The following is a 17,032-nucleotide window of genomic DNA, read 5'->3' on the forward strand; positions in this document are numbered from 1 at the left end:
CGAGCGGGACGCCGCTCCTGCCGAGTCATCAGGATATTCAGGCCGATCGGCCTGAATATCCTGATGACTCGGCAGGACGTGCCGGGGGCGGTGCGGGGCCGGCACGAGACGGTGGAGTGCTCGAACCCCGGAGCAGGGGGTGCGGATCGATGTCGGAGGCGAGAGGGAGGGTGATCACGTGATCGTGGAGCACCTGAGCCTCATGGACTTCCGCAACTACACCGCCGCGGAACTCGAGCTCGGCCGCGGGCCGACGGTGCTCGTCGGCCGCAACGGCCAGGGGAAGACCAACCTGGCGGAGGCGGTCATCTTCCTCGCAACTCTCGGGTCCCACCGGGTCTCCTCCGACGCTCCCCTGGTGCGCGAGGGAAAGGACGCCGCCTTCGTCCGGGCCCGCCTGGCGCACGGCGAGCGGCGAGTGCTGGTCGAGGTGCAGATCAACAAGCAGGGCACGAACAAGGCGCGCGTCAACGGATCGCCTGCTCGTCCGGCCGATCTTCCGCGGTACGCGCACGTCGTCCTGTTCGCGCCGGAGGATCTCCAGATCGTGCGCGGCGATCCCTCCGCTCGTCGGCGGTTCGCCGATCAGCTCCTCGTCCAGCGCACCCCACGCATGGCCGCGGTGCTGGGCGACTACGACCGCGTCGTGCGTCAGCGCACGGCGCTGCTGAAGTCCGCGCGGGCTCGGGGCATCCCCCAGGAGAAGCTGACGACGCTGGATGTGTGGGATGACAAGCTCGTCGCCCTGGGTTCGGAGATCATCGACGCCCGGCGCCGGCTGGCCGCGGATCTGCGGGCGCCCCTGACCGAGGCCTATCTGTCGATCGCCGGAGCCGATCATCGCCCGGAGATCGACTGGTCGCTCTCGATCGCCGGGGCAGACCCCGAGGAGGGAGTCGACGCCGAGGTCGCGGAGCACGCCGCAGACACGACGGTTCCGTTCCGTGCGGCCCTCGCCGCCAAGCGCGCGGCCGAACTGGACCGCGGACTCACTCTGGTCGGACCCCACCGCGACGATCTGATCCTCCGCGTGCGCGGCCTGCCCGTGAAGGGCTACGCGTCGCACGGCGAATCGTGGTCGGTCGCGCTCGCTCTCCGTCTCGCGTCGGCGCAGCTGCTGCGATCGGAGTCACCCGCGGGAGACCCGGTGCTGATCCTCGACGACGTCTTCGCCGAACTCGACGCCGATCGCAGAACCCGGCTCGCCTCGATCACCGCAGATTATGAGCAGGTCGTGGTCACGGCCGCGGTCGAGGAAGACGTGCCGGAAGCTCTGCGCGCTCGGATCGTGCGGATCAGTGCGGGAACGATTCTCGGAGACGACTCCGAAGACCGGGCCGCGGAAACCCCCGATGAGGGCGAGACGGCGCATGGCGGATGACATCCCCCTCACCGTTGCGACCTATCTGCGACTGCGCGGGCTCAAGCCGCAGGGCCGGTGGCGGCGTCGGGTCTCGGTGGTGGACGACGACAACGCGCCGTTCACGCCGGGGCGTGACCCGGGAAGCCTCGGCGATGTGCTCGACGCCCTCACCAGAGAGAACGGGTGGGAGAAGGCGCTGAGCCAAGAGGACCTGGTGCGCCAGTGGGCGGATCTGGCGGGATCCGACACCGCCAAGCACTCCTCTCCTGTCTCGCTGGACAATGGGATGCTCACGGTCAAATGCGACTCAACCGCGTGGGCGAAGAACCTTCAGCTGATGCGCGCGACGATCGTCACGGCCATCACGCAGCGCTATCCGGAAGCCGGTGTCGAGGACATCCGCTTCATCGGGCCGGACGTCCCCTCGTGGAAATGGGGTCTCAGAGCCGTTCAGGGGCGCGGTCCGCGGGATACCTACGGCTAGCCCACGTCGGATCCTGTCGAATCCGGTTTCAGGGTCGCACAGCGTCGCCTATGCCCGCTGAGGGCACCCTTCCGACTAGACTGGGAAGTCGAGATTCCGATCTGGAGACGTACCTGACCGATGACGCCTGACAACACTGAAGAGACCCCCGAGAACTCTGCGGAGATTGCCGCAGAGATCGTGGAGCTCGGCGAAGAGATCGCCGACGCCGTATCCGCCACCCGACCGTCCGGAGACTACGGGGCTGACGCGATCCAGATCCTGGAGGGCCTCGAGGCGGTCCGCAAGCGCCCCGGCATGTACATCGGCTCGACCGGGCCGCGCGGGCTGCACCACCTCGTCTACGAGATCGTCGACAACTCTGTCGACGAGGCCCTGGCCGGCTACTGCGACACGATCCTCGTGACCATCCTCGCCGACGGCGGCGTCCGCGTGTACGACAACGGCCGTGGCATCCCCGTCGACCCCCACTCGTCGGATCCGAGCAAGTCGACCGTCGAGGTCGTCCTCACGATCCTCCACGCCGGTGGCAAGTTCGGCGGCGGCGGGTATGCGGTCTCCGGTGGCCTGCACGGCGTGGGTTCCTCGGTGGTCAACGCGCTCTCCACCCGCTTCGAGGTCGAGATCAAACGCCAGGGCTACCACTGGTACCACAGCTTCGCGAACGGCGGCGTTCCGCAGCAGTCCCTCGTGCAGGGTGAGCCGACCGACGAGACCGGCACCACGATCACGTTCTGGCCGGACTCCTCGATCTTCACCGAGACGATCGATTTCGACTACGACACCCTGCGCACGCGCTTCCAGCAGATGGCGTTCCTCAACAAGGGGCTCCGCATCGAGCTGCGCGACGAACGCCCGGCATCCGCCTATGAGGTCGAGGTCGAGGGCACCGTCGAGATCCGCCAGCCGGCCGACGTCTTCCACTATGAGCGCGGCCTGGTCGACTACGTCGAGTACCTCAACCGCGTGCGCAAGGCCGAGGTCGTCAACGAGGAGATCATCTCCTTCGAGTCGGAGGACGCAGAGCGACGCATCTCCCTGGAGATCGCGATGCAGTGGACCACCGGCTACACCGAGAACGTGTTCACCTACGCCAACACCATCAACACCCATGAGGGCGGCACGCACGAGGAGGGCTTCCGCGCGGCGCTCACCACGCTGGTGAACAAGTACGCACGCGCGAACAACATCCTCAAGGAGAAGGACGAGAACCTCTCCGGCGAGGACGTCCGCGAAGGCCTCACGGCGGTCATCTCGATCAAGCTCGGCGAACCCCAGTTCGAGGGGCAGACCAAGACCAAGCTCGGCAACACCGAGGCCCGTGCCTTCGTGCAGAAGGTCGTGGGCGATCAGCTCGGCGACTGGTTCGACCGCAACCCGGCGCAGGCGCGCAACATCATCCGCAAGGCGCTGGACGCTGCCACCGCCCGGATCGCCGCCCGGAAGGCGCGCGAGACCGCGCGCCGCAAGAGCGTGTTCGAATCGGCTGCGATGCCGGACAAGCTCAAGGACTGCACGAGCAAGGACCCGTCGATCAGCGAGATCTTCCTTGTGGAGGGCGACTCGGCCGGTGGCTCTGCGGTCTCCGGCCGCGACCCCTACACCCAGGCGATCCTGGCGCTGCGCGGCAAGATCCTCAACGTCGAGCGGGCCCGGCTCGACAAGGCCCTTGGCAACAAAGAGGTCCAGGCGATGATCCAGGCCTTCGGCACGGGCATCGGCGAGGACTTCGACATCCTCAAGGCGCGCTATCACAAGATCGTCCTGATGGCCGATGCCGACGTCGACGGTCAGCACATCACCACGCTCCTGCTGACCCTCCTCTTCCGCTACATGCGGGGGCTCATCGAGGCCGGATTCGTGTACCTCGCCGCGCCGCCGCTCTACCGGCTGAAGTGGTCCAACGCCATCCACGAGTACGTCTTCACCGACGACGAGCGCGACGCGCTGCTCAAGGACGGCCTGGAGCACGGCAAGCGTCTGCCGAAGGACTCCGGCATCCAGCGCTACAAGGGCCTCGGCGAGATGAACGCCAAGGAACTCTGGGAGACGACGATGAACGTCGAGACCCGCACGCTGCGTCAGGTGACCATCGAAGACGCCGCCACCACGGACGAGATCTTCAGTGTGCTCATGGGAGAGGACGTCGAGTCGCGCCGCAGCTTCATCCAGCGCAACGCCAAGGACGTCCGCTTCCTCGACATCTGATCCGCCCACCCATTCCGAAACCTGCATACATCGCGAACCGGAGCTGCTGACGACCAAGCGTGAGGACCGCGGATCCCGGACGCCGCGTGAGCGAGCACCGGCACGACCAGCCCCGGGCGGGCCAGAGCCGCACGGAGCCGCACGGCCTGCGGACCGGAAACACCGGGCCGCAGGGCCAGGGACACACGCAGAGATGACGAGCAGCGAGAAAAGACAGACACATGACTGACGAAGAACGCCCCGAGTACGACCCAGACCACGACCACGGCCGCGTCGACGAGGTCGACCTGCAGATGGAGATGCAGCGGTCCTACCTCGACTACGCGATGGCGGTCATCGTCGGCCGAGCGCTGCCGGATGTGCGCGACGGCCTCAAGCCGGTGCACCGCCGCGTGCTGTACGGCATGTACGACGGCGGGTTCCGCCCGGACAAGCCGTACTCCAAGTGCGCCCGTGTGGTGGGCGAGGTCATGGGTCAGTACCACCCGCACGGCGACTCGGCCATCTACGACGCCCTGGTGCGGCTCGTGCAGCCCTGGTCGATGCGCTACCCGCTCGCCCTCGGACAGGGCAACTTCGGGTCACCCGGAAACATGGGCGCCGCCGCGCAGCGATACACCGAGACCAAGATGGCTCCGCTCGCCATGGAGATGGTCCGGGACATCGAGGAAGACACCGTCGACTTCCAGGACAACTACGACGGTCAGACCCGGGAGCCCACCGTGCTCCCGGCACGCTTCCCGAACCTGCTCGCCAACGGCTCGGTCGGCATCGCGGTCGGCATGGCCACCAACATCCCGCCGCACAACCTGCGCGAAGTCTCCGAAGCAGCCCTGTGGGCCATCGAGCACCCCGACGCCACGCGCGAGGAGCTGCTCGACGCTCTGATCGCGCGCATCCCCGGGCCGGACTTCCCGACCGGTGCGCAGATCCTCGGATCGAAGGGCATCCACGAGGCCTACCGCACCGGACGCGGCTCGATCACGATGCGCGCGGTGGTCGACGTCGAAGAGATCCAGGGCCGTACCTGCCTGGTCATCACCGAACTCCCCTACCAGGTGAACCCCGACAACCTCTCGGTCAAGATCGGTGACCTCGCCCGCGACGGCAAGATCACCGGTATCGCCGACATCCGCGACGAGACCAGCGATCGCACCGGCCTGCGCATCGTGATCGTGCTCAAGCGCGACGCCGTCGCGAAGGTCGTGCTGAACAACCTCTACAAGCACACCCAGCTGCAGGAGAACTTCGGCGCGAACATGCTCGCGATCGTCGACGGCGTGCCGCGCACGCTCGCGATCGACGGCTTCATCACCCACTGGCTCGACCACCAGATCGAGGTGATCGTACGCCGCACCCAGTTCCGCCTGCGCAAGGCGGAGGAGCGGATGCACATCCTCCGCGCCTACCTCCGCGCCCTCGACGCGCTCGACGAGGTCATCGCGCTGATCCGCCGCTCTCCCACCGTGCACGAGGCGAACGAGGGGCTGCAGGTGCTCCTCGAGATCGACGAGGGCCAGGCGCAGGCGATCCTCGACATGCAGCTGCGTCGCCTCGCAGCCCTCGAGCGGCAGAAGATCCTCGACGAGGCCACGGAGCTCGAGCTCAAGATCGCCGACTACCAGGACATCATCGCCAACGTGTCCCGGCAGCGAGCGATCGTCCGGGACGAGCTGACCCACGTCGTCGAACGCTTCGGAGACGACCGCCGCACGCGCATCCTGCCGGGCTTCGACGGCGATATGTCGATGGAAGACCTCATCCCCGAAGAGGAGATGGTCGTCACGGTCACCCGTGAGGGATATATCAAGCGCACCCGGAGCGACAACTATCGCTCCCAGCATCGCGGCGGCAAGGGCGTGAAGGGTGCGCAGCTGCGCGCCGACGACCTCGTCGAGCACTTCTTCGTCACCACCACGCACCACTGGCTCCTCGTCTTCACCGACAAGGGTCGTGTCTACCGGGCGAAGACCTACGAGGTGCCAGAGGCCGGGCGCGACGCGAAGGGTACGCATGTGGCCAACCTGCTCGCCCTGCAGCCCGACGAGAAGATCACGCAGATGCTCGACATTCGCGACTACGAGATGGCGGAGTATCTCGTGCTGGCCACACGGGGCGGCCTGGTCAAGAAGACCCGCCTCGCCGACTATGACACCAACCGTCAGGGCGGGGTGATCGCGATCCGGCTGCGCGAGGACGACGAGCTCGTCAGCGCTCTGCTCGTCGACGCCACGGACGACATCCTGCTCATCAGCAAGAAGGGCATGTCCCTTCGCTTCGCCGCGACGGATGAGGCGCTGCGCCCGATGGGGCGTTCCACCGAGGGCGTGAAGGGCATGAGCTTCCGCGAGGGCGACGATCTGCTGTCGGCATCGGTCGCGGGCTCCGACGGCTATGTCTTCGTCGTCACCGACGGGGGCTATGCCAAGCGCACATCCGTCGACGAATACCGCGTGCAGGGACGTGGTGGACTCGGCATCAAGGTCGCCAAGCTGAACGACGATCGGGGCGTCCTCGCGGGGGGTCTGATCGTCTCAGAGGACGACGAGGTCTTGGTGGTTCTTGCCAGCGGCAAGGTGGTACGCTCTGCCGTGGCCGAGGTGCCGGCGAAGGGCCGCGACACTATGGGCGTTGTTTTTGCCCGGCCTGCCGACGACGACAAGATCCTGGGCATCGCCCGCAACAGCGAGCGAAGCCTCACCGGGGAAGCCGAGGCGCTCTCCGAACTGGAAGCGGTCGTCGAGACCTCTGAGGGAATCAACACATGAGCACGGTAGCCGACAAGCTGGCCAAGAAATCCGCTCGCCGCACGGCGGGCAAGCAGGTGCGTCTGCGCCTGGTGTACATCGATTTCTGGTCTGCGGTGAAGCTGTCCTTCCTGGGAGCTGTCGCGTTCGCGATCGTCAACCTCGTGGCGTTCGTGCTGGTGTTCCTGGTGCTGGAGAGCACCGGCTTCATCAAGCGCGTCGACGAGTTCGTCGCGGTGTTCACCTCCGGAGAGGTACAGCTGGCGTCCTTCCTCGGCCTGCCGCAGGTGCTCGCCTTCGCCGCCGTCGTGTCGATCCTGTACCTGATCGTCATCACCGTGCTCGGCGCGGTGGTCGCGGGTATCTACAACCTCGCGGTGAAGGTGACCGGCGGCCTTCTGGTCGGCTTCACCTCCAACTGACGCTCCTCCCTTTTCGCCGAATCCACCCTCTCTGCGCCGAGTCCATGCGGACTGTGCGTGCACGGCGGGTGGATTCTGCGTCTCGACGGCGGATTCGGGGTGGGGGCGGCCCAACTCAGGCAGACTTCGCACTGGTGGGGTGCAGACCGCGACGGACGGGTTGCACTGCTGATTTTTCCTGAGTGCGGGATCGGGACCGGCCGCCGGTAGGGAAAACCCGAACGCAAGCCTCCGGATCCCGCGGTGTTCTCGCCGCTCCCCCACGCCTAGCGTGGAAGACATGAACGCACCGCAATCCTTCGGCGCCGAGAGCGTCGCCCCCGGGACCCCGGCGGCTTCCGGCGGGCACCTGCCGCCGCCGACCGCTCCGACGACGTCCCCTCGTTCCTCGGCCTCGGCCTCGGCCCCGGCTGCACGGCCGCGGATGCACTTCTTCCTGACGCTCATCCACCTGGCGGCGCTCGGTGCGGTCGGCTGGGGGCTCACCGGGACGCTGATCGGGATGCTCGGCGCCGGTGTGGGCCTCGTCTTCGTCGCCGGCATCGGGCTCGTGCTGCTGGTCGGCCTGATCTACGCGCTCTATGGCGTCGCGTGGTTCGAGGTCGCACGCGTCGACACCCTGTACGGCTTCGGTCTGCCTGCGCTCCCGTTCCAGCCGCGCACCCGCCCGGGATTCGGCGGGTGGATACGCGCTCTCGGTCGCCAGGCGATCGATGGCGGGATGTGGCGGGCCCTGGCTCATCTCTTCCTCGCCAGCACGCTGGGTGTCGTCGTGCTCGCTCAGGCGCAGCTGGCCGGATGGGGTCTGCTGACGACCTTCGCGCCCCTCGGACAAGGCGAGCGCGTCTACACGTGGTGGGGTGCGGAGTTCGGCATGGCGTGGGCTCCCGTGGTCGGCATCCTGGCCATCGCGCTGGCCGCTGCCATCACGATAGGCGCCGTCGTGCTGCACCGGGTACTGGCCACGGCGATCATCGCCGGCCCGAGTCGTACGGCCGCTTTGCAACAGCAGGTGCAGGTCTCGAGCGTGCAGCGTGAGGGCGCTGTGCGCGCGGCAGACCTGGAGCGCACCAGGATCGAACGCGATCTCCATGACGGCGTGCAGCCCCGCCTCGTCTCCGTCGGGATGACCCTCGGCATGGCCCAGCAGAAGATCGACACAGACCCGGAGACGGCGAAGTCGTTGATCGAAGAGGCGCACACCTCCACCAAGGCGGCGATCACCGAGCTACGCCAGCTCGCGCGGGGGATTCACGCATCCGTGCTCGACGATCGCGGGCTCGATGCCGCGCTGTCCGCGCTGGCCGCCCGCTCCCCGATCCCGGTCACGCTGGATGTGCGGATGGACGGTCCGCGTCCCTCCTGTCGCGATGCGGAGGCCGCGGTGTACTTCTCGGTGGCCGAGTCATTGACCAATGCCGCCAAGCACTCCCGTGCGAGCGGCTGCCGGGTGACGGTTCGGCTGCGCGATGGCGGCCGCACCCTGTGGGCTCGCGTCGAGGACGACGGCCTCGGCGGCGCCCGCATCATTCCCGGCGGAGGTCTGGACGGCATTACCAATCGCGTGCTCGCCGCTGGCGGAAGAGCGTCTCTCGACAGCCCGATCGGCGGCCCGACGGCGTTGGAGGTGACGGTGCCATGCGCATCCTGATCTGTGAGGATTCTGTTCTCCTGCGGGAGGGCCTGGTGAGGCTGCTCGCGGACGCCGGCCACGACGTGGTCGCGGTTCTCCCCGACGCCGGAGATCTGGAGCAACACGTCAACGCGACATATCCCGATCTTTGCATCCTCGACGTCCGCCTCCCCCCTACATATACCGATGAAGGCATACGAGCAGCGGTGGTGCTTCGATCGCTGCACTCGGAGCTCCCCGTGCTCGTGCTGTCGCAATACGTCGAGGAGCGATACGCGTCGGAGCTGATCGCCGGGCACGGTGGCGCGTTCGGATACCTGCTGAAGGATCGCGTCGCAGACATCTCGGACTTCCTCGACGCTGTCGCGCGGATCAGTGCCGGTGCCACGGTTCTCGACCCGGAGGTGGTGGCCCAGCTGCTCACCCGACGCAACCAGGACGACCGGATGCAACGACTCACCGAGCGCGAGCGCACCGTGCTCGCTCTCGTGGCGGAAGGCAAGTCGAACCAGGCCATCGCCGCCTTGCTCTTCCTCTCCGCCGCGAGTGTGGAGAAGCACATCACCTCGATCTTCGCCAAGCTCGGGCTGGAACCGGACGAGTCGGGAAACCGGCGCGTCCTCGCCACGCTCGCACACATCGAGATGTCGTCTCCCGATTCCAGCGCCGCCGCTCCGGCGGCTCCCCAGACAGGAAACCTCCGATGAGCACCATGACCCCGCCGCCGCCCGTCTCCTACGATCCTCCGGCCAGCGGAGCGCCGGTTCCACCGCCGCCCGGAAACACCGCCCGCGGGTGGATCATCGCCGGCGTGGCCGTGGTGGGCAGCCTCGCACTGGCGGGTGCCGCCATCACCGGTGCGATCTCCGCGTTCGGCCAGTGGGGCGGATCGACGTCGACGACCGACACCGCGGACATCAGCGGCATTCGCGAGCTCGAGGTGGATGTGAACGCCGCGTCGATGCACATCGTCTTCGACGACGTCGAGGAAGCCGTGCTGGAGGCCACCGGGCCACGCGCCGATCAGTGGACGATGCGCGTCGACGAAGACACCCTGCAGGTCGATAGCGGCTACAGCTGGGGTGGCTGGTGGCTGAACAGGGAGCCGACCGAGGTAGTGCTCACCCTGCCTCGTTCGCTCGACGACGGCACGCTGGACGCCGACCTCTCCCTGAGCGCCGGTGAGCTCCGTGTCGCAGGCGACTTCGACGAGCTCGACATCGATCTCAGTGCCGGCTGGGCGGACATCGGCGGAAGCGCCCGGGTGCTCGACGTCACGATGAGCGCCGGCGACCTGAATGTCCGGGTCGCGGATGTGCAGGAGGCCAGCTTCGATATCTCGGCGGGACGTGTTCGTGGTCCGCTGCTGGGTGACACCCCGCCCCGCGAGCTCACGATCGAGGTCTCGGCCGGTTCGCTCGCGCTCCAGCTGCCGGACGCCGAGTACGACGTCCGCTCGAACGTCTCGGCGGGCTCGTTCGACAACAACCTGCGCACGCGCCAGGGCGTGCAGAGCTCGGTATCGGTGAAGGTCTCGGCCGGATCGGTGGTGTTGGACCCGGCCGACTGATGGACGCAACGGGTGGGGTGGCGGCGTTCCGCCCCACCCGTTTTGCGAACAACGTCGATCTCGGATAAAGTCTTGGAGGTTGCGGGGCTATAGCTCAGGCGGTTAGAGCGCTTCACTGATAATGAAGAGGTCCCAGGTTCAAGTCCTGGTAGCCCCACCACACCAGAAGGCCCGTGCTTCGGCACGGGCCTTCTGCCTTGTCCGCCGGGGTCGAGACTCAACTCAGGAAAAACCGGGCGGAGGGGGCAGAAACCGGCGGCTCCGGGTTCTCGGCGTCCCTTTTTGCCTGAGTCGGGATGCGGAGCGCGGCCCCGTCGCACGACCGGGCTCGGGGTGACAGGATGTGGCCTATGCGTGCGATGGTGATCGACGAGGTCCGCGGCACACCGGTGGTGCGGGAGGTGCCGGATCCGGTCGTCCCCGCCGACGGCGTGCGTGTTCAGGTGATGGCCACCGGCCTGTGCCGGAGCGACTGGCATGCGTGGGCCGGCCACGACGAAGGCATCGCCTTTCCTCACATCCCGGGGCACGAGCTGGCCGGGGTGATCGTCGAGACCGGGGCAGAGGTGCGGCGCTGGAAGGTCGGCGACCGGGTCACCGTGCCCTTCGTGAGCGGGTGCGGTCGATGCTCGTGGTGCTCCTCCGGCAACGCTCAGGTGTGCCCGTCACAGGAACAGCCGGGATTCACGTACGACGGGTCCTTCGCCGCGTTCGTCGTTCTCCGTGCCGCAGACACCAATGTCGTGGCGATATCCGACGCCGTCGACTTCGCCACCGCCGCCAGCCTCGGCTGCCGATTCGCGACCGCATATCGCGCCCTGGTCGCGCGCGCCCGAGTGGTGCCCGGTGAGTGGGTGACGGTGATCGGCGCGGGCGGCGTCGGGCTCAGCGCCGTGATGATCGCGCGTGCGCTCGGGGCTCGCGTGATCGCGGTCGACCGTCAGCGTGGCGCCCTCGTCCGCGCCGCCGAGCTCGGCGCTGATCATGTGCTGGAAGCCGATTCCGACGTGCCCGCCGCCGTGATGGGCATCACCGGCGGAGGCAGCCATGTCTCCGTCGACGCGGTGGGCAGCGAGCAGACCGCAGCAGACGGCATCCTCAGCCTGCGTCGCCGCGGTCGGCACGTGCAGATCGGCCTCCTGCCGCCCGTGGACGGCCACCCGCGGGCGCCGATGGAGCGGGTGATCGCCTGGGAGCTGGACCTGCTCGGAAGCCACGGCATGGCGGCCGCAGACTACCCGGGGATGATGGATCTGATCTGCTCCGGCGCGCTCGCGCCGCAACGGCTCATCGAACGGACGATCGGCCTCGACGAGGCGGCCGAGCTGCTGCCGCTGTTCGACTCGGCGTCCGTCGCCGGCATCACGGTGATCGATCCACGCCGGTAAGCGGCCGGACAGCGGTGAACGCGCGGGATAGCCTGAGGCGGTGAGTGATACAGACGCCGGGGGAACCTCGTCCGAAACGCGTTCCGGAGAGGTGATCGCCGCCGATCGCGTGGTCACATCGCGGGGCGTGCACGCCCCGGGCTGGGTGGGCGTGGAGCGGGGCATCATCACCGGCGTGGGAGCCGGAAGACCGGCGGCCGTGACGACGGATCTCGGCGCTGCGACGATCGTGCCCGGTTTCGTCGACGCGCACGTGCACGGCGGCGGGGGGCACGGATACCCCGACGGCACGGCGGAGGCTGCCCACGCGGCCCGACGCCTGCACCAGGCGCACGGCACGACGACGAGCATGGCCAGCCTCGTCTCGGCCTCGCCTGCCGCGCTTCTCGAGCGCGTCCGCACACTCGCGCCGCTCGTGGCCGCCGGTGAGCTGCGCGGCATCCATCTCGAGGGGCCGTGGCTCTCCCCCGAACGCCGTGGTGCGCACGATCCTGCGGCGCTGCGCGCACCAGACACCGAGGAGGTCGACGAGCTGCTCGCAGCGGCCGGGGGCGCGATCGCCATGGTGACCATCGCTCCTGAGCTGCCGGGCGCGATCGCCGCGATCGCGCAGCTCCGTGACGCCGGTGTCGTCGTGGCGATCGGCCACACCGATGCGGACTACGACACGGTCGCGCGCGCTATCGATGCGGGCGCCACCGTCGCCACGCACCTGTTCAACGCGATGCCGCCGATGCTGCACCGCACCCCAGGGCCGGTGCTCGCCCTGCTGGACGATGATCGGGTGACGGTCGAGCTCGTCGCCGACGGCGTGCACCTGCATCCGGCGCTCGTGGCGTGGGTGCTTGCGACGGCAGGGCCGGACCGCGTGATGCTGGTGACCGACGCGATGGGCGCCGCCGGCTGCGGCGACGGCGACTACCTGCTCGGAGAGCTCGGTGTCGAGGTGCGATCTGGCATCGCCCGCCTCACCGGAACCGAGACGATCGCGGGCAGCACCGCGACGATGGACGCCCTGTTCCGCGCGGTCGTCGGGCCGGGTGTCGCAACCGATGCGGCACTCACCGGTGCCGTGCGCGTCACCGCCACGACGCCGGCCCGGGCGATGGGCTGGCACGATATCGGGGACATCGAGGTCGGGCGCCGTGCAGACCTGGTCGTCCTCGACGAGGGATTGCGTGTTCGCGAGGTGCTGTCCGCGTCGGTTCGCTAGCAGCGCGCCGACGATGGCGGCGCGCGGTCGGCGGGCAGCCGTCCCGCTCCGCGTCGCGCAGGTTCAGCGCGAGACGATCCGCCCGCATCCCGGGCCGATGATCACTGCTTCTGGGCGTGCTCCTGCAGCCAGGGCTGCGGGTCGATCGCGGAGCCGTTGATGTGCACCTCGAAATGCAGGCACGATCCGAAGACGTAGCCGGTAGAACCGACGTTCCCCAGGAACTCACCGGCCTTGACGCAGTCGCCCACCTCGACGGCGCGCGTGCCGTAGTCCATGTGGGAGTACACGGTGCTCACGGCCTGCCCGTCGAGCAGGCTCTCGAGCTTCACGGTCACGCCGTAGCCCTGGTAGCTCTCGGACGACACCGAGACGCAACCGTCCATCGCCGCGTAGATCGGGGTTCCGATGGGCGCGGCGAAGTCCTGGCCCATGTGAGAGCGGCCAGGACGCGAGGCGCCGAAGCCGTCACTGAGGTCGTAGCTGCCGTCGGTCATCGGCATCACGACCCCCTCCGTGGGCGAGAGGTTGACGACGGCATCCATCGGCAGGCCGGAGGCGAGGGCGGCGGTGACGGCGGCGGCGCGGTTCTCGCGGATCTCGTCGGAGGAGGTGGCGGTGAAGCCGTCGCGGGAGATCACCTCGACCTGGATCTCGCTCTCCGCGCTGTAGGACTGGGCCTCTGCGGCGGCGATCGACTGGATGGTCGCCGGCCCCGGGTCGCTCAGGCTGAACGCCGGGAGGGCGGCGCCGGTGATGAGGGTGCCCACAGCCAGCACGGCGCCGACGGTCTTGGTGCGCGCCCAGGTGCTGCGGGGGCGGCTCTGTTCCGCCGCGACGGCGGGCGTCTCCGGGCGGCTCGGCGTGGGCCTGCTCGGCTCGGGCCTGGTCACGGTGTTCGCCGGTGCCGCGGTCGCCCGGGAAGCGGGGCGAGGGGCCGCGCGGCGGCGCGAGCGGACCGGAGTGTGCGTCTCCGGCGCAGCGGTCTCAGCGGCGCCGTCGAACAGACCCGCGGGTGTCGCCGGGATCTTCGCCACGAGATCGGTCGGCGCGGTGCTCTCGACGGCGATCTCGGCGGGAGTGGACGCTGCGGCCGTGGCCAGCTCTGTGGCGGCCTCGGCCTGCAGGCGCAGCTCTCGTCGGGTCAGGGGACGCGAGGTTGCTCCGGGGTCGGCTGATGCAGCGGACGTCGTCTCGGATGCGCGCTCGTGTAGGCCTGAAATGATGCTGTTCCTTTCGGCTGGGCAGAATGCCCGTCACGGGTCGGGTATACCCGTTACCGATCTGTAACGTTAGGGATCTTGGTGGTTCGACGCAAGTTAAGACGACTCTTCACGGCAACTGATCAGGGTTCTCCGCGGGTCGTCGATCTCGCGAGGCGGTCACCGTGGCGCTCGATCTGCGGCGCCGCGTGACGATGAAAAGCCAGATCATGGCTGCGATCGCCACGACGATCACAGCGACGACGAGGTCGGGAACGCCCGCGGTGACGCGATGGACCCAGCCTTCGAGCGCCATCTGATCGGTGGCTCCGAGGATGCCGCCCAGGGAGGACGTCCCGGAGGTCGTGAGCAGCAGGACGCCCAGGGCGATCGTCAGTGCGCCTCCGACGATGCCCGTCCAGGTGTTGCGCCACCGTCCGATCCGCACCTCGCGCGGTCGGACGAGGCGGCGAATCCCGGGCATTCGTCCCCACAGCAGCGCGAGCACGAGGAGCGGCAGCGCCATGCCGGCCGCGAAGAAGAGCAGGACCACTCCGCCGTAGAGGGCATTGCCGCTCACCGCGGCGACCGTCAGCACCGCGCCCAGCAGGGGGCCGGCGCACACCCCGGCGAGCCCGTACACCGTGCCGAGCGCGTAGACGGATGCTGTCGAGCGGGTTTCTGCCGCGCCCTCCCGCGATCGGATGAACGGCAGCGGGATGTTCAGCATCATCATGGCGCCGAGGACGATCACCACGACCGCGGCGATGGTGACGAGGAGGAACCGGTTCTGGTTGACGAATGAGCCGAGCGTGCCGGCCAGCACGCCCAGCGGAACGAGCGTCGTGATGAGTCCGAGATAGAAGACCCCGGTGCGGGCGAGGAGGGTGGTCGGGCTGGTGAATGCGTAGGAGAAGAACGCGGGCAGCAGCATGACGGAGCAGGGACTCAAGAGGGTGAGAACCCCGCCGACGAAGGCGCCGAGCAGGCCGATGTCCATCGCTCAGCCGGCGCGCTGCACGGCGTCGTCGAGGTAGGCGCGGAACAGCTCGACCGGCTGCGCCCCGGCGACGGTGCTGCCGGAGGCGTAGAAGAAGGGAACGCTGGACACGCCGATCGTCTGTGCCCAACGGGTGCTCTCCTGCACGGCGGCGGTCAGGCCCGGGTCGTCGAGGTCCGCGGTGAACCGGTCGATGTCGGGAACACCGGCGGCCTCGGCGAAAGCGATGAGCTGCGCGCGCGGCAGGTCGGCGTGACCGCTCTCGGGGGCGGCGCCGAAGACCGCGTCGAGGTACTCGAAGTACCTGTCCTGGTTGGCTGCGGCGCGGGCCGCCACCGCTGCATCGGTCGACTGCTCACCAAAGAAGGACACATCGTTCAGCTCGATGCGCACGAGGCCCGCGTCGACATACTCGGAGACGATCGCCGGCAGCGTCTCCCGGTGGAACGCCGCGCAGAACGGGCAACGCATGTCGGTCCACTGCACGAGCACCACCGGAGCATCGAGGGAGCCCATCGCCATCGCATCCGTGCTGTCGTGGCGTTCGAGGGGCGGCAGTTCCGGTGCCGAGGACGCTGCCGCACCGGGAGTCGGAGCGCTGGTCTGCGGCGCGGACGCTGCCGGAGCATCGGGCCGCACGGAGGCGTTGCCCGAGAACCCGACCTGACCGATCACCACGACGAGGAGGAACGCGCATGCGGCTCCCAGCAGGATGTTGAGGCGCCGATGGAAGCGGTACTTCGCCGCAATATCGGGCGTCGCGGTGTCGGCTGCGGTGGTCTCTGCCGGCGGGAGCGGGGACGCTGCGCCTGCCGCATCCGGGGTTGCTCGGGTGGTCTCGTCGGGGTCCTGCTGGCCGGCGTCGCTCACCTCCTCAGGATACAAGCGGGGTGCATCTGGGGCTGGGGGCCGGACGGCGGCGGGGCTGGGGCCTATGTCCTCACCCGGCACTCGTCCTCCCCCGGCACTTGTCTCCACTCAGGCGATGTCCCTACTCAGGCGATTTCCGTGGCGCCGACGCCGGCGCCTGCGCCATCCCGCCGGTTCCGGCCACCGGTGGTCGGAACCGCCTGAGTTGGGCCATGCCACCCCGCCGCACCACCGGTGTGTCCGGGCCGTCCGGGATCCCTGATAAACTCGTCTGGTTGACCCAGAGGCCCAGCCTCGACGGGGCCTTAGCTCAGTTGGTAGAGCGCCTGCTTTGCAAGCAGGATGTCAGGAGTTCGAATCTCCTAGGCTCCACAATTTCGCAGGTCAGAGGCTGTTTCCTCATCAGGAAGCGGCCTCTTTGCTTTCCCGGGGGAACCCGGAGCGCACGATCGCGCAGGGCGGGGAGGCAACACGGCGGGTGCGGGATCGGCTCGTCGCGGATGCGATCCGCCGGTCCCGCCGCATCGGCAGACCGCGGTCGAGACCGGATCGCCCGCCGCCGCAGCCCCGGCCGGTCGATCGACGTCGAAGACGAGCACAATGAACGCCACAAACGCGTCGTCGTCGTCGTCGACTGCTGCGTCATTAGCCGATGCCACGGGCCAGAACCCACAGGCTTTCCTCTTCACGACCGCGGGGCATTGCGGTCTCACAGGTGCCGAGAGGTGGAGCAGGGGGTGAGAGCTTCCCTTGATCGCTGTGTCCTTCTTTGATAACGTACCGAAAATATCGCGATCACAAAGGCGTGGAAAATGCGAGACGAAAGATAACGCTCATCAATCCCAGGCGCCAGCGGAGCCGCAACGACGACCCCTTCGACCATCATGCCCTTCCGAGTCGGATCACGATCAGTGCCACCACGAATTTCACAG

General features: G+C 68.3%; 13 protein-coding genes and 2 tRNA genes. 12 read left to right on the plus strand and 3 right to left on the minus strand.

The window, feature by feature from the left end; all coding sequences use genetic code 11:
- Positions 1 to 178 precede the first annotated feature (178 nt).
- The 11 genes from recF (at position 179) to nagA (ending at position 13,028) form a co-directional block, all read left to right on the plus strand.
- Positions 179 to 1,381 (plus strand): DNA replication/repair protein RecF, encoded by a 1,203-nt coding sequence (gene recF / locus AC3RXY_RS09455; RefSeq protein ID WP_491510659.1) that lies wholly within the window; start codon positions 179 to 181, stop codon positions 1,379 to 1,381.
- On the plus strand, positions 1,371 to 1,847 hold the full coding sequence (locus AC3RXY_RS09460) for a DciA family protein (RefSeq protein WP_491510660.1): 477 nt from the start codon (positions 1,371 to 1,373) through the stop codon (positions 1,845 to 1,847). The genes recF and AC3RXY_RS09460 overlap by 11 nt, the downstream gene beginning before the upstream one ends.
- A gap of 120 nt (positions 1,848 to 1,967) precedes the next feature.
- On the plus strand, positions 1,968 to 4,055 hold the full coding sequence (gyrB, locus tag AC3RXY_RS09465; protein WP_491510661.1) for a DNA topoisomerase (ATP-hydrolyzing) subunit B: 2,088 nt from the start codon (positions 1,968 to 1,970) through the stop codon (positions 4,053 to 4,055).
- A gap of 221 nt (positions 4,056 to 4,276) precedes the next feature.
- Positions 4,277 to 6,823, plus strand: coding sequence for a DNA gyrase subunit A (gene gyrA / locus AC3RXY_RS09470; RefSeq protein ID WP_491510662.1), 2,547 nt, complete (start codon positions 4,277 to 4,279; stop codon positions 6,821 to 6,823).
- A complete protein-coding gene (locus tag AC3RXY_RS09475; RefSeq protein ID WP_491510663.1) occupies positions 6,820 to 7,224 on the plus strand; it encodes a DUF3566 domain-containing protein in 405 nt (134 codons plus the stop codon). The genes gyrA and AC3RXY_RS09475 overlap by 4 nt, the downstream gene beginning before the upstream one ends.
- A 280-nt stretch (positions 7,225 to 7,504) precedes the next feature.
- Positions 7,505 to 8,875 carry a sensor histidine kinase gene (locus tag AC3RXY_RS09480; RefSeq protein WP_491510664.1) on the plus strand — a complete coding sequence of 457 codons (1,371 nt, stop codon included), beginning with the start codon at positions 7,505 to 7,507 and terminating at the stop codon, positions 8,873 to 8,875.
- Positions 8,863 to 9,564 carry a response regulator gene (locus AC3RXY_RS09485; RefSeq protein WP_491510665.1) on the plus strand — a complete coding sequence of 234 codons (702 nt, stop codon included), beginning with the start codon at positions 8,863 to 8,865 and terminating at the stop codon, positions 9,562 to 9,564. The genes AC3RXY_RS09480 and AC3RXY_RS09485 overlap by 13 nt, the downstream gene beginning before the upstream one ends.
- Complete coding sequence (locus AC3RXY_RS09490; RefSeq protein WP_491510666.1) at positions 9,561 to 10,427, plus strand: hypothetical protein; 867 nt, start codon at positions 9,561 to 9,563, stop codon at positions 10,425 to 10,427. Before AC3RXY_RS09485 ends, AC3RXY_RS09490 begins: the two co-directional genes overlap by 4 nt.
- Before the next feature lie 83 nt (positions 10,428 to 10,510).
- A tRNA-Ile gene (locus AC3RXY_RS09495) sits at positions 10,511 to 10,587 on the plus strand.
- A gap of 190 nt (positions 10,588 to 10,777) precedes the next feature.
- Positions 10,778 to 11,815: a zinc-dependent alcohol dehydrogenase family protein gene (locus AC3RXY_RS09500; protein ID WP_491510667.1), complete on the plus strand. Its 1,038-nt coding sequence runs from the start codon at positions 10,778 to 10,780 to the stop codon at positions 11,813 to 11,815.
- Between the two features lie 40 nt (positions 11,816 to 11,855).
- On the plus strand, positions 11,856 to 13,028 hold the full coding sequence (gene nagA, locus AC3RXY_RS09505; RefSeq protein ID WP_491510668.1) for an N-acetylglucosamine-6-phosphate deacetylase: 1,173 nt from the start codon (positions 11,856 to 11,858) through the stop codon (positions 13,026 to 13,028).
- Positions 13,029 to 13,129: 101 nt separating this feature from the next.
- Here the strand turns inward: nagA and AC3RXY_RS09510 are convergent, their stop codons facing one another.
- From AC3RXY_RS09510 to AC3RXY_RS09520, 3 genes are all read right to left on the minus strand, one after another.
- The gene (locus AC3RXY_RS09510) at positions 13,130 to 13,921 is read right to left on the minus strand and encodes a M23 family metallopeptidase (protein WP_498224620.1); all 792 of its coding nucleotides are present in this window, start codon (positions 13,919 to 13,921) and stop codon (positions 13,130 to 13,132) included.
- 439 nt (positions 13,922 to 14,360) lie between these two features.
- The gene (locus AC3RXY_RS09515) at positions 14,361 to 15,230 is read right to left on the minus strand and encodes a cytochrome c biogenesis CcdA family protein (protein ID WP_491510670.1); all 870 of its coding nucleotides are present in this window, start codon (positions 15,228 to 15,230) and stop codon (positions 14,361 to 14,363) included.
- A gap of 3 nt (positions 15,231 to 15,233) precedes the next feature.
- Positions 15,234 to 16,100 carry a DsbA family protein gene (locus tag AC3RXY_RS09520; RefSeq protein WP_491510671.1) on the minus strand — a complete coding sequence of 289 codons (867 nt, stop codon included), beginning with the start codon at positions 16,098 to 16,100 and terminating at the stop codon, positions 15,234 to 15,236.
- A 299-nt stretch (positions 16,101 to 16,399) separates the two neighbouring features.
- On the opposite strand from AC3RXY_RS09520, the gene AC3RXY_RS09525 reads away from it, so the two are divergent.
- Positions 16,400 to 16,472 (plus strand) — tRNA-Ala (locus AC3RXY_RS09525).
- Positions 16,473 to 17,032 lie beyond the last annotated feature (560 nt).

Source organism: Microbacterium longlingense, assembly GCF_058349825.2.

Bases quoted from the DNA above. Each gene is read 5' to 3' on its own strand.
- AC3RXY_RS09460 (WP_491510660.1), top strand. From the start codon at position 1,371: ATGGCGGATGACATCCCCCTCACCGTTGCGACCTATCTGCGACTGCGC.
- gyrB (WP_491510661.1), top strand. From the start codon at position 1,968: ATGACGCCTGACAACACTGAAGAGACCCCCGAGAACTCTGCGGAGATT.
- gyrA (WP_491510662.1), top strand. From the start codon at position 4,277: ATGACTGACGAAGAACGCCCCGAGTACGACCCAGACCACGACCACGGC.
- AC3RXY_RS09475 (WP_491510663.1), top strand. From the start codon at position 6,820: ATGAGCACGGTAGCCGACAAGCTGGCCAAGAAATCCGCTCGCCGCACG.
- AC3RXY_RS09480 (WP_491510664.1), top strand. From the start codon at position 7,505: ATGAACGCACCGCAATCCTTCGGCGCCGAGAGCGTCGCCCCCGGGACC.
- AC3RXY_RS09485 (WP_491510665.1), top strand. From the start codon at position 8,863: ATGCGCATCCTGATCTGTGAGGATTCTGTTCTCCTGCGGGAGGGCCTG.
- AC3RXY_RS09490 (WP_491510666.1), top strand. From the start codon at position 9,561: ATGAGCACCATGACCCCGCCGCCGCCCGTCTCCTACGATCCTCCGGCC.
- AC3RXY_RS09500 (WP_491510667.1), top strand. From the start codon at position 10,778: ATGCGTGCGATGGTGATCGACGAGGTCCGCGGCACACCGGTGGTGCGG.
- AC3RXY_RS09515 (WP_491510670.1), bottom strand. From the start codon at position 15,230: ATGGACATCGGCCTGCTCGGCGCCTTCGTCGGCGGGGTTCTCACCCTC.